At 64.4% G+C, this 13,401-nt stretch carries 7 protein-coding genes; 5 read left to right on the top strand and 2 right to left on the bottom strand.

Annotated elements, in window-relative coordinates; all coding sequences use genetic code 11:
- The first annotated feature begins 136 nt into the window (after nucleotides 1-136).
- On the top strand, nucleotides 137-2,533 hold the full coding sequence (locus AWB74_RS20645) for a phosphoketolase family protein (protein ID WP_061148599.1): 2,397 nt from the start codon (nucleotides 137-139) through the stop codon (nucleotides 2,531-2,533).
- Here the strand turns inward: AWB74_RS20645 and AWB74_RS20650 are convergent, their stop codons facing one another.
- Complete coding sequence (locus tag AWB74_RS20650; protein WP_061148600.1) at nucleotides 2,534-4,837, bottom strand: mechanosensitive ion channel family protein; 2,304 nt, start codon at nucleotides 4,835-4,837, stop codon at nucleotides 2,534-2,536.
- A gap of 156 nt (nucleotides 4,838-4,993) precedes the next feature.
- The gene (locus AWB74_RS20655) at nucleotides 4,994-5,617 is read right to left on the bottom strand and encodes a TetR/AcrR family transcriptional regulator (protein ID WP_061148601.1); all 624 of its coding nucleotides are present in this window, start codon (nucleotides 5,615-5,617) and stop codon (nucleotides 4,994-4,996) included.
- 263 nt (nucleotides 5,618-5,880) lie between these two features.
- Here AWB74_RS20655 and AWB74_RS20660 point away from each other — a divergent pair, with 263 nt between their 5' ends.
- The 4 genes from AWB74_RS20660 (at nucleotide 5,881) to AWB74_RS20675 (ending at nucleotide 13,251) form a co-directional block, all read left to right on the top strand.
- Nucleotides 5,881-7,002: an efflux RND transporter periplasmic adaptor subunit gene (locus AWB74_RS20660; RefSeq protein WP_061148674.1), complete on the top strand. Its 1,122-nt coding sequence runs from the start codon at nucleotides 5,881-5,883 to the stop codon at nucleotides 7,000-7,002.
- Nucleotides 6,999-10,139, top strand: coding sequence for an efflux RND transporter permease subunit (locus AWB74_RS20665; RefSeq protein ID WP_061148602.1), 3,141 nt, complete (start codon nucleotides 6,999-7,001; stop codon nucleotides 10,137-10,139). The genes AWB74_RS20660 and AWB74_RS20665 overlap by 4 nt, the downstream gene beginning before the upstream one ends.
- Nucleotides 10,136-11,602 carry an efflux transporter outer membrane subunit gene (locus AWB74_RS20670; RefSeq protein WP_061148603.1) on the top strand — a complete coding sequence of 489 codons (1,467 nt, stop codon included), beginning with the start codon at nucleotides 10,136-10,138 and terminating at the stop codon, nucleotides 11,600-11,602. The genes AWB74_RS20665 and AWB74_RS20670 overlap by 4 nt, the downstream gene beginning before the upstream one ends.
- A gap of 89 nt (nucleotides 11,603-11,691) precedes the next feature.
- Nucleotides 11,692-13,251 (top strand): methyl-accepting chemotaxis protein, encoded by a 1,560-nt coding sequence (locus AWB74_RS20675; protein ID WP_061148604.1) that lies wholly within the window; start codon nucleotides 11,692-11,694, stop codon nucleotides 13,249-13,251.
- The last annotated feature ends 150 nt before the right edge of the window (nucleotides 13,252-13,401 follow it).

Genomic DNA, 13,401 nt, shown 5'->3' on the forward strand with positions numbered 1-13,401 from the left:
GGAATCGCAACGGCCTCGCGCAACGCCCTTCAAAGCGGTTTCACAAGTGCTCGCGCAAGCACTATCTTGAAGAGCGCAATCCGCGCATGACATTCCCCAAGTTCCGATAACCCTTCGCCGCAAAGGAGACGTTTCGATGAGCAAGCATTCCCGAAATGGTGCATCGCATTCCGCCGCTCTCGAAGGCGATGAACTTCGCCTCGTCGATGCCTGGTGGCGCGCGTGCAACTATCTATCGGCGGGCATGATCTTTCTCGCCGACAATCCGCTCCTGCGCGAGCCGCTTAAAGCGGACCACGTCAAGCGGCGTCTCCTCGGCCATTGGGGCGCGAGTCCCGCACTGTCGTTCGTATGGGCGCATCTGAATCGTGTGATCAGACGTGAGGACCTCGATGTGATCTTCATGGCCGGCCCCGGTCACGGCGCGCCCGGCGTGCTCGGCCCGGCGTATCTCGAAGGCACGTATTCCGAGGTTTATCCGGACAAAAGCCAAGATGCCGAGGGCATGCAGAAGTTCTTCAAGCAGTTTTCCTTTCCCGGTCATATCGGCTCGCACGTGACGCCTGAAACGCCGGGGTCCATCCATGAAGGCGGCGAGCTCGGCTATAGCCTCTCGCATGCTTATGGCGCCGCGCTGGATAACCCTGAGCTCATCGTCGCGTGTGTCGTCGGCGACGGCGAAGCGGAAACCGGTCCGCTCGCGACGGCATGGCATTCGAACAAGTTCATCAATCCCGCGCGCGACGGCGCCGTGTTGCCGGTCCTGAACCTGAACGGCTACAAGATCGCCAATCCGACGATCCTCGCGCGCATCAGCCATCAGGAACTCGAAGCCTTGTTCGTCGGCTATGGTTATCGGCCGTATTTCGTCGAAGGCTCCGATCATGCGGAGATGCACGGGAAGATGGCGGAAACGCTCGATGCCGCCATCGCCGATATTCACGCGATCTGGAAGAAGGCACGCAACGGCCGTGACACGGAACGGCCGCGCTGGCCAATGATCGTGCTGCGCACGCCCAAGGGCTGGACCGGTCCGAAGGAAATCAACGGCCATAAGGCGGAAGGCTCGTGGCGCGCGCATCAGGTGCCGTTCTCAGATGTGCATAGCAATCCGGCGAATCTCGCCGTGCTCGAGCGCTGGATGCAGAGCTACAAGCCCGAAGAGCTTTTCGACGAAACCGGCCGGCTGCGTGCCGAAATCAGGGCGACCGCGCCCGGCGGCGCGCGGCGCATGAGCGCGAATCCGCACGCGAACGGCGGCATGCTGCGCAAGGAACTGAAGATGCCCGACTTCCGCGACTACGCCGTCGATGTGAGTCAGGCCGGCAAGATCCTGCATGAAAACACGCGTCCGCTGGGCGCTTTTTTGCGCGACATCATGCGCTGCAACATGGAGACGTTCCGCGTGTTCGGCCCGGACGAAACGGCATCGAACCGGCTTCAGGCCATCTATGAAGTCAGCAAGAAAGTCTGGATGGCGGATTTTCTGCCCGAAGACGAGGACGGCGGCGAACTCTCGCGAGACGGCCGCGTGATGGAGATGCTCTCCGAGCATACCTTGCTCGGCTGGCTCGAAGGCTATCTGCTGACGGGACGCCACGGCTTCTTCCATACCTACGAAGCCTTCGCGCATGTGATCGACTCGATGTTCAATCAGCATGCGAAATGGCTCGATATCTGCAAGAACCATGTGCCGTGGCGCGCGTCGGTGTCGTCGGAAACGATTCTGCTTTCATCCACCGTATGGCGGCAGGATCATAACGGCTTCTCGCATCAGGACCCCGGCTTCATCGATCTCGTCACGAACAAGAGCCCGTCCGTCACGCGCGTCTATCTGCCGCCGGATGCCAACACGTTGCTCGTCGTGGCCGATCAGTGCATGCGCTCGACCGACTGCATCAATATCATCGTCGCGGACAAGCAGAAGCATTTGCAGTTCGCGACCATCGACGAAGCGATCGTGCATTGCGCGAAAGGCATCGGCGTATGGCGGCGCGCCAGCACCGACGAAGGCGAAGAGCCCGATGTCGTGCTCGCTTCATGCGGCGATGTCGCGACGCAGGAAGCGCTCGCCGCCGCCGCGATTCTGCGCGAACGCCTGCCCGAGTTGAAGCTGCGCTTCGTGAACGTGGTCGATCTCTTCAGGATGCAGCCCGACACCGAGCATCCGCACGGATCGAGCGCGCGCGAATTCGACAGCCTCTTCACGCTCGACAAGCCCGTGATCTTCAACTTTCACGGCTATCCGTGGCTGATCCACAAGCTCGCTTATCGCTTCCACAATCATGAAAATCTGCACGTGCGTGGTTACAAGGAGAAAGGCAACATCAACACGCCGCTCGAACTCGCGATACTCAATCAGGCGGATCGTTTCAATCTCGTGATCGACGTGCTCGATCGCGTGCCGCGTTTGCAAAGCCGGGCCACGCATTTGCGGGAAGACATGCGAAACGCGATCATCCGTCATCTGGAATACGCGCATACGCACGGCACCGACAAGCCCGAGATCGCCGAATGGGTCTGGCCGTTTTGATCAGGGGGATTCTTTGAGCACGCGGAGCTCCGGCTGCGCCGGGGCATCCGCTGCATGACGGTTCTCCGTCTGGCCGCGCCCGCTCGGCGCGGCATGGAGCTGCATTTGCGGCAGCAGCATTTCGAAGCCCGCTTCGTCCATCTTCAGCTTGAGTCGCGCATTGAACGCGCGCGCCACGCTCCATTGCTGCAACGGCCGCGTCTTGATCTGCCCTTTCACCACGACGCAGTTCGTCTCGAAGCGTTCGAGCCCGAAGATCTCGACAGGCCCGAGTATTTCATTGCGATAGCGATAGTCCGCCATCAGCTCCGCGCCCGCTTCCACGATCATGCGGCTGATGTCGTCCATCTTCGCGCTGAACGGCACCCGGATTTCGAATACGGCATTCGCGAAATCGCGCGACAGGTTCTTCACGATCTTGATCTGCGAGAACGGAATGGTGTGCACCGCGCCCTGACCGTCGCGCAAGCGAACCGTGCGAATCGTGAGGTCCATCACGGTGCCGGCGTGGCCGTCGATATCGATCCAGTCGCCGACCGAAATCGTCTCCTCGACGATGATGAATAGCCCCGTGATGAGATCGGTGACGAGCGACTTCGCCCCAAAGCCGACCGCGAGACCGATCACGCCGGCACCGGCGAGCAGCGGCGTCAGATTGATGCCGAGCGTCGCGCAGGCGACGATGGCCGCGAGCGTCGCGACCGTCACGAAGATGCCGTTGCGCACGATCGGCAACATCGTGCGGGCGCGCACGCCGGGACTGAGCGCCTTGCTGCGCGAGCTGTTCGGCCCGAGCGCTTCGAGAACGATGCTGTCGATGAGTATCCAGATGAACCACGCGCCGAACACCGTCGCGACCACGGCGATGAGCGTATGCCTGAAGCCGGGCGTCAACGCGCTGTGCCTGATGAGCCGCGCGATCGGCCCGCTCCATAGCTCCAGCTCGAAGCGCAGATACGCGAGCCAGATCAGCAGTACGACCAGCGTGCAGCCGAAGCGCAGAAGCCGCGTGAGATGCGGCGCGCGCCGCTGCGCACGCGTATCGCGGCGGCGGGTGAGATGCATCATCAGCGCGGACGCGAACAGCGTCAAAACGAGCAGCGCCGCGCTGAGCAGCGAAGGCCGCAGCACGTCGCCTTCCGCGCCGCGCCCGTCGATGATCGCCACGATCGCCGCCGCCGCGATCAGCAGCATCGGGATATGCCATAGCGAAGCGAGAATATCGAGCGCTTCGGTCGCGAACTGATGATCGCGCCGGCGCGCATACGGCCGGTTGCGGATCAGATGCGTGACGGGCCGCCGGTAGACGAGCGCGAAACAGCCGCTCAGCACGGCCGCCGTCAGCGTGGCGAAGGTCGATACGACGCCCGCGAGATTCGGTCCGAGCTGACGCGTGACATCGGCGTTGGCGGTCGCATCGCCGAGCGCGCCGCATGCGCCGATCGCAAAGAGCGGCCAGAACGTGCGCGCGAGCAACTGCTGCACGGCGACACGTCGATGCGCGGTGCTGAAGATCGAAAACACGATCATGCAGATCGCGGAAAAGATCGAACCCGCCACGATCGCGTAAGCGATGACGAGGCCCAGCGTACGGCCAAGCGCTTCGGGCATGCCGCGAACGAAGAGCAATACCGCGATGAACGCGACGACCCACGGCCCGGTCTGCCGCAACGCGAAGTACAGCAGTTCCATCGATGTCGGATTCGGTGCGAGCGAGACCTCGCGGCCATAGCGCGCGAAGAGGTGTCGCTGGAGGCGGATCAGCAGGAACGCGCACAGGCCCCAGCCCGCGAGCGTCGCGCTCATGCCTGCAACGATCCGCCCGATCGATTCGCCTTTCGCATCGGCGCCGATCGCCCGCAACTCGCCCGCGGCGGCGCTGGAACGCGCGCTCCAGAAGCGCAGCGGCGTGACGCCATCGCTGAAATTCGTTTCGACCGACGCAATGCCCGATGCGATCGCGCCGAGCAGGTCGCCCGCGACCGGTGCGGGCGTGGGCGGCGCGGTCTTCTGCATCGCGTCGCGCAGCATCTTCAGTTGCGCGACGAACGCGGTGCGTTGCGCATCGTTGTCGAAGGTGGCGATCAGCGTGTTCAGCGAGCGCACCATTTCGGCCTGACTCGCGGGCGTGGGCGCAGAAGCCGTCTGCGGCGCCGAGGCCGCCCAGTTCGAAATGATGCCCTGCATCGACGCGGGCAGCGGCGCCGCCGACGCGCCTCCGGTGAAGACGGCGAGCGCAATCATCCACGCGCGAACGTAAGTCAGGACATGCCCCACGTCGATGCGCCGCGTGAATGCGCTCATGGAGATTCCCTCCAGGGATGTCATTCCCGTTTCGCGAGAAACGCGAACGAATTCGGGGTGCTGCAAGCGGCTTCTCCGGCTCTCGCGCAAAGATTAGCCTATCGAATTCATGCGCGCCATTCGGCCGTTGTCAACTCGCGAGCCGATGAAGCCGCTCTACTCCGCGCCGCCGCTCAATACCACACGCCGGAAGAACTGCCCGAGCACGTCTTCGGCGAACTGCGCGGGCACCGATTGCGGGTCGGACGAATAGAAGAACTGGACGCCGTCGCACAACGCGATCAGGCCGAGCGCCATCTGTTCGGCGGGCATCGTGAGCGGCGTGCCCACGCGCTCGGAAAATGCGCGGATGTAATCGGTCGTGGTCTGACGCAGCTCGCGCATCAGCGCATTGAAGCTCGCGCGGAACGTGGCGTCGCGGCTCGCGTGCAGCTTCGCTTCGACCCACAGCAGAAAGCACGCGTTGTTCTGATAGCACTCGCTGTAGTACTGCAACACGCGCGCTTCCATGTCCGCGCGCGACGCTTCGCCATCTTCGAAGAGCGTCGAAAGCCGCGCCATGATCGTTTCGTGATCGCGCTTGAGCACTTCGAGCAAAAGCTCGGCCTTGCTCGAAAAGTTCGAATAGAACGCGCCGCGCGTATAGCCCGCGTCGGCGGCGACATCTTCGACGCTCGACGCGCCGAATCCCTTTTTGGTGAACACCGCCTGCGCAGCATCGAGCAGGCGCTGACGCGTCTGATCACGGCTTTGCTCGCGGGTGAGACGGACTGGTTTCATTCCCAAAGTGTAGCACCGCGCGGCTTACAAATCCGGCTTTGCATTCAGATACAAGTGTGTATTAGAATTCACTTCGTATTCACGTCCGGGTCGTCGAAACCCTTGCCGGACGGGGTCTTCAGGTCCACTCGCCGACCTCCCCCCGCGCAGGCTCGTTTCTCGAAATTGCCCGCCGGAGCATCTTTTCCGTTGCTTCGCCCATGAGCGGCGCGCCTCGTTTCGAAGGCGTGCCGCACCATGCCCTTGCGGGCGCCGAGGTTCCTGTGAAGCTCTTCCATTCATCCGCGTCGGTCGTGGCGCGCGCGGCATGTCTTGCGATCCTCTGTGCAGCGCTTTTCGCCTGCAAGCGGCATGAGGCGCCCGCGCCCGCGCCGCGTCCGGTCGTCGCCGTGGCGGCGCAGGCCGATGGCCACGCGAGCACGTCGAGCCTGCCCGGTCAGATTCAGTCGCGTTATTCGACGCCGCTCTCGTTTCGCATCAACGGCAAGATTCTCGAGCGGCGCGTGCGGCTCGGCGATAGCGTGAAGGCGGGCCAAGTGGTCGCGCGTCTCGATCCCGCCGATGTCGAAAAAAACAACGCCAGCGCCCGCGCGCAGCTCGATGCCGCCGAGCATCAGCTCGTGTATGCGAAGCAGCAGCTCGATCGCGATCGCGCGCAGGCCGCCGAAAACCTCATCGCGCCCGCGCAGCTCGAACAGACGCAGAACGCTTACGCGTCCGCGCTCGCGCAGCGCAATCAGGCACAGCAGCAGGCTGGATTGTCGTCGGATCAACTGCGCTACGCGACGCTGTCCGCCGATCACGCGGGCGTCATCACCGCCGAGCAGGCCGATACGGGCCAGAACGTCACCGCAGGGCAAGCCGTCTACACGCTCGCGTGGAGCGGCGATATCGACGTGATCTGCGACGTGCCCGAAACCGCGCTGCCCGCGTTCGCCGTCGGCAAGGAAGCGAACGTGAAGCTCGCCGGTCTGCCGGGCAAAACATTCAAGGCGCGCGTGCGCGAGCTCTCGCCCGCCGCCGACGCGCAAAGCCGCACCTGGCGCGCGAAGCTCACGCTCGAAGCGCCGGCGCCCGACGTGCGCCTGGGCATGACGGCGGATATCGCGTTCGCATCGTCGGATGCAGAGAAAGGCGCGTTCACGGTTCCATCGACTGCGCTCTTCCACGACAACGGCCATCCCGCCGTGTGGATCGTGAAGCAACCCGGCGATGCGCTCGAACTGCGGCGCGTCGATGTCGCACGCTATGGCGAGCGCACCGTGACGATCGCGCGCGGCATCGCGGCGGGCGATCGGATCGTGTGGCAAGGCGTGCATACGGTGTCCGCGGGCGAGAAGGTGCGCGTCGTCGCGCCCTTGCATCCCGAGGACTTCGCGTCATGAGCGATAGCAGCGAGACCCGCGAAACCCGCGACGACGACGACGCGCATCGCCACGAAGAAGGCCGCTTCAATCTTTCGGCGTGGGCGCTGCGGCATCGCGCGCTCGTCGTGTTTCTCATCGCGATGTCGACGATCTTCGGCATCCTCTCGTACACGCGGCTCGCGCAATCGGAAGATCCGCCCTTCACGTTCCGCGTGATGGTCATCCGCACCTTCTGGCCTGGCGCGACCGCGCGTCAGGTGCAGGAGGAAGTGACCGACCGCATCGCGCGCAAGCTGCAGGAAACGCCGTACACGGATTTCATGCGCAGCTATTCGCGCCCCGGCGAGTCGCTGCTGTTCTTTCAGATGAAGGACTCCGCGCCCGCGAAGGACGTGCCCGAGGAGTGGTATCAGATCCGCAAGAAAGTCGGCGATATTGCAGCCACCTTGCCGCCCGGCGTGCAAGGCCCGTTCTTCAACGACGAGTTCGGCGACGTCTACACCAACATCTATGCGCTCGAAGGCGACGGCTTCTCGCCCGCGCAACTGCACGATTACGCCGATTCGCTGCGCACCGTTCTTCTGCGCGTGCCGGGCGTCGGCAAGGTGGATTATTTCGGCGATCAGGAAGAGCGCATCTACGTCGAGATCGCGAATACGACATTGACACGCCTGAACATATCGCCGCAGCAGATCGCGCAGGCCATCGACGGACAGAACGCCGTCTCGCCGGCAGGCGTGCTGACGACGCCCAACGACCGCGTGTTCGTGCGCCCGAGCGGGCAGTTCAAAAGCGTGGACGCGCTCGCCGATACGCTCATCAACGTGAACGGACGCTCGTTCCGTCTCGGCGACATCGCGACGATCAAGCGCGGTTACATCGATCCGACCGCCACGCAGATGCGCTCGGCGGGCACGCCCGTGCTCGGCATCGGCGTCACGATGCAGCCGGGCGAAGACGTCGTGCGTCTGGGCAAAGCGCTCGACGAGCAAATGACGAAGCTGCGCGCGCAGTTGCCCGCGGGCCTGAAGCTGACCGAAGTGGCGAGCATGCCGCACGCGGTCTCGCATTCCGTCGATGATTTCCTCGAAGCGGTCGCCGAAGCCGTCGTGATCGTGCTGATCGTGAGTCTCGTGTCGCTCGGCGTACGCACGGGCATGGTGGTCGTGATCTCGATTCCGATCGTGCTCGCGGTCACCGCGCTCTTCATGTACCTGTTCGATATCGGCCTGCATAAAGTCTCGCTCGGCACGCTGATTCTCGCGCTGGGCCTGCTCGTCGACGATGCGATCATCGCCGTCGAAATGATGGCCGTGAAGCTGGAGCAAGGCTGGAACCGCACACGCGCCGCCGCGTTCGCCTACACGAGCACCGCGTTCCCGATGCTCACCGGCACGCTCGTCACCGTCGCGGGCTTTTTGCCGATCGCGCTCGCCAAGTCGAGCACCGGCGAATACACGCGCTCGATCTTCGAAGTATCGGCAATCGCATTGATCGCGTCGTGGCTCGCGGCCGTCGTGCTGATTCCGCTGCTCGGCTACAAGCTGCTTCCCGAACGCAAGAAAGAAGCGCATCTGCCGGACGATCACGAGCACGATATCTACGACACGAAGTTCTATGGACGTTTGCGTCGATGGGTCGGCTGGTGCGTGAAGCAGCGCTTCGTCGTGCTCGCGATCACGGTCATCCTGTTCGTCATCGCGATGGCCGGTTTCTCGCTCGTGCCGCAGCAGTTCTTCCCGAGTTCGGACCGGCCCGAGCTGCTCATCGACGTGCGCCTGCAGGAAGGCGCATCGTTCGATGCGACCTTGCGCGAAGCGAAGCGCCTCGAAGAAGCGCTCAAAGGCCGCGATGAAATCGATCACGTGGTGAGCTTCGTCGGCACTGGTGCGCCGCGCTTTTATCTGCCGCTCGATCAGCAACTGCCGACGCCGAACTTCGCGCAGTTCGTCGTCACCGCGAAGTCGGTCGAAGCGCGCGAAGCGCTCGCGCGCTGGCTCGAACCGATGTTGCGCGAACGCTTTCCCGCCGTGCGCACGCGGCTATCAAGGCTGGAGAACGGGCCGCCCGTCGGCTATCCGGTGCAGTTCCGCGTGAGCGGCGACGAGATCGGCACGGTGCGTCACATCGCCGAACAGGTGGCGGCCGACATGCGCGCGGACTCGCGCACGGCCAACGTGCAGTTCGACTGGGACGAGCCATCGGAGCGCTCGGTGCGCTTCGAGATTGATCAGCAGAAGGCGCGCGATGCGGGCGTCACGTCGCAGGACGTAGCGAGCTTTCTCGCGATGACGCTCTCCGGCACGACGGTCACGCAGTATCGCGAGCGCGACAAGCTCATCAGCGTCGATCTGCGTGCGCCGCGCGCCGAACGCGTCGATCCCGCGCGCCTCGCCACGCTCGCGATGCCGACGCCGCACGGCCCCGTGCCGTTGAGTGCGCTCGGACGCGTCGTCGATACGCTCGAATACGGCGTGATCTGGGAACGCGACCGTCAGCCGACCATCACCGTGCAATCCGATGTGAAAGGCGACGCGCAAGGCATCGACGTGACGCATGCGATCGACAAGAAGCTCGACGAGATTCGCCGCGCGCTGCCGGTGGGCTATCGCGTGGAAGTGGGCGGACCGGTCGAGGAAAGCGGCAAGGGCCAGGCGTCGATCAACGCGCAGATTCCGGTGATGGTGATCGTCGTGCTGACGCTTTTGATGATCCAGTTGCAGAGCTTCTCGCGCGTCATGATGGTCGTGCTCACGGCGCCGCTCGGACTGATCGGCGTCGTGATAACGCTGCTCGCGTTCGGCAAGCCGTTCGGCTTCGTCGCGATGCTCGGCGTGATCGCGATGTTCGGCATCATCATGCGCAACTCGGTGATTCTCGTCGATCAGATCGAGCAGGACATCGCGTCGGGGCAGAAGCGTTTCGATGCGATCATCGGCGCAACGGTGCGGCGCTTCAGGCCGATCACATTGACGGCCGCCGCCGCCGTGCTCGCGCTCATTCCGCTTCTGCGCAGCAACTTCTTCGGCCCGATGGCGACCGCGCTGATGGGCGGCATCACGAGCGCGACCGTGCTCACCCTCTTCTATCTGCCCGCGCTGTATGCCGCGTGGTTCCGTGTGAAGCTCGACGAGCGCGAAGGAGCACAGTCATGAATCGCAGGCTATTGATGACATTCGCGTGCATGACGCTCGGTGCATGCGCGCTCGGTCCCGATGGCAAGCCGCCCGCGATGCCGCAGCCCGCGCATTACGGCGTAACGCCGCAAACAGAAGCGAGCGTCACGGCCGAAGGCGCGGCGCAGCGTTTCGACGTGGGCGCGAAACCCGTGCCCGAATGGTGGAAGCTGTATCGGTCGGATGCGCTGAATGCGCTCGTCGATGAAGGCCTGCGCGCCAGTCCCAATCTCGCCGCCGCCGACAAGAGCCTCGTCGCCGCACGCGAGCAATTGCGCGCGCAAGTCGGTTCGTCGCTGCTGCCATCGATCGATGCGGGCGGGCAGGCGACGCGGCAGCGCGGTCTCGGCATTCCTGAGGCCGGACCGCCGACCGTGGTCTACAACCTTTTCGTCGGGCAGATTCAGGCGAATTACACGTTCGATCTTTTCGGCGCGGCGCGTTACGCGAATGCATCGCTGGCGGCACAGGTCGATCAACAAGCCTTTCAACTCGATGCCGCGCGGCGCGCGCTCGCGGCGAACATCGTCACGGGCGCGATCGGCGCGGCGGCTTTGCATGCGCAAATCGACGTGACGGAGCGGCTCGTCGCTTTGGCCAACGACGACGCGCACGATGCCGAACGACGTTACGCGCTCGGCTCGGCATCGCGCACCGAGATGCTCGGCGCACAGCAGAACGCGGCGGCGCTGGCGTCGCAATTGCCGGGCTTGCGCGCGCAATGGCTCGCGACGCGTCATGCGGTGGCCGTTCTGCTCGGCCGCACGCCCGACCGGGCACCCGACGATCTCGATCTCGCGAGCCTCACCGTGCCGTCCGATGTGCCGGTCGTGCTGCCCTCCGAGTTGTTGCAGACGCGCCCCGACATTCAGGCCGCCGATGCGGCGTTGAAAGCGGCCGCCGCGCAGGTCGGCGTCGCGACGGCGCAGTTGTATCCGAGTCTGTCGCTATCGGCATCGATGGGCAAAGGCGGCTTCAACTGGCCCACCGCGCTGTCGGGCGCGGGCGCGTTGTGGAGCGTGGGCGCGTCGCTGTCGCAGCCGATCTTTCATGGCGGCGCATTGCTCGCGCAACGGCGCGCGGCCATCGCGACTTACGAAGCCTCCGTCGAGCAATACAGGCAGACCGTGCTCGCGGCGTTTCAGAACGTCGCGAACACGCTGGCTTCGCTCGAAACCGACAGCGAGGCGCTCGCCTTCGCCGATAGCGCGAGCCGCGCGGCACGCGATGCATCGGCGGATGCGGCGGCGCGGGTGCGGCTCGGCGCGATTCCTCCGCGCGCCGCGCGCGGCAGCGAGCAGCAGTATCTCAACGCGCGGCTGTCGACGATCCGTGCGAGCAGCGCGCGCATGAGCGACACCGCCGCGCTCTTCCAGGCGATGGGCTCGCCCGTCGTATCCGCCGCGCATCTGTCAAAAAGCGGCGAAAGCACCATAAAGTAAGGCGAAGGCCGTCCGTAAACAGCATGAAAGCAATGGATTTCCCATTGGCGGAAACCCCTGTCTGATTCTGTCTACGGAGAATTACAACGATGAAGGTCGTCACCAAACTGAGTCTGGGCTTCGGCATCGTGCTGTCGATGTTGTTCGCGGTGCTCGCCTTCGGGCTCGTCAGCATGTCGCAGATCCAGGCGCGCTTCGACGAGGTCGTCGGGGTCAACAATGCGGAAGCGAAACTCGCTCACACGCTGAGTCTTTCGGTGAGCGACCGCATGATCGCGCTGCGCAATATCGCGTTGCTGACGGACACGGCTGCGGTTGAGGCGGAGAAAGCGCGCGTGCGGGAACAGGCGCAAACCTACGCGCAGGCTTACGACGCGCTCGGTGCACGCTTCAAGGAAAATCCGGATACGTCGACAAACGAACGTTCGGTCTACGAAAGATTGCGCGCGAGCGATACCGCCGCTGCGCCGGTCATAGAGAAAGCGATCTCGCTTGCCGAAGCGCGCGAGCAGCAGGCGGCGGTGCGCGTGCTGACCGACGAATTGCGGCCCGTGCAGCGCGACTGGATGAAGGCGACGCATGACATGGTCGCGTTGCAGGACGAACAGAACGACATCGCCAACCGCGACGCCGACGCCGCCTACGCGCGCGCCAAGGCCATCATGATCGCGCTCGGCGTGGCCGCTGTGCTGAGCGGCATCGTCGCGGCGCTCGTCATCACGCGCGGTCTCACGCGCGCGCTCGGCGGCGAGCCGGGCGAAGCGATGGCGCTCGCCGCGCGCATCGCGCAAGGCAATCTGCGCGAGCCGGTTGCCATCGAAGGACGCCATCCCGGCAGCCTGATGGTCTCGCTCGAAACGATGCGCGCGCACCTCAACACGATCGTGCTCGGCATTCAGTCGTCGAGCGTGGCGATCGCGGAAGCGGCTGGCGAGATTGCGCAAGGCACCGTCGATTTGTCGAAGCGCACCGAATCGCAGGCGGCCTCGCTCGAAGAAACGGCGGCGAGCATGGAAGAGCTCGCGAGCACCGTCGCGAAGAACGCCGATAACGCGGCGGGAGGCACGCATGCCGCGACCCGCGCGTGCGGCGACGCGACCCAGGGCGGCGAAACGGTCAGCGATGTGGTCGCGACCATGCGCGGCATCGCGCAGGCTTCATCGCACATGGCGGACATCATCGGCGTGATCGAAGGCATCGCGTTTCAGACGAACATTCTGGCGCTCAACGCCGCGGTGGAAGCCGCACGTGCGGGCGATCAGGGACGCGGCTTCGCGGTCGTCGCGGGCGAAGTGCGCGCGCTCGCGCAGCGCAGCGCCGTGGCCGCGAAGGAGATCAAGACGCTCATCGACGATTCGACCGCGCGCGTGTCGAACGGCTCGGCGCTCGTCGAGCAGGCGGGCGGCACGATCGACGGGCTCGTTGCGTCCGTCAATCGCGTGACGGCCATCATGAGCGAAGTGGCGGCGGCATCCGGTGAGCAGCGCATGGGCATCGATCAGGTCAACGTCGCCGTCGCGCAGATGGACGAAGTCACGCAGCAGAATGCGGCGCTCGTCGAAGAGGCGTCGGCCGCCGCGCAATCGCTGGCGGAGCAGGCTGAGGCGTTGCGGGAGGCGGTGGCGGTGTTTGAGGTGGAGCGTATGTGATGGAGAGAGGCGCGTCGCCATTGATACGCGCTTGACAGAGAGGCGCGAGCATTTCGGACAAGTCGCCTTGTGCCCACCACCATGCTTCTTTACAACCATTAGTCAGTGTCAATCCACGGTCGATCGTCAGGCATACGCCTGACATCCACC

This window comes from Caballeronia arvi, from assembly GCF_001544695.2.
In the GTDB taxonomy this organism is placed as follows: domain Bacteria; phylum Pseudomonadota; class Gammaproteobacteria; order Burkholderiales; family Burkholderiaceae; genus Caballeronia; species Caballeronia arvi.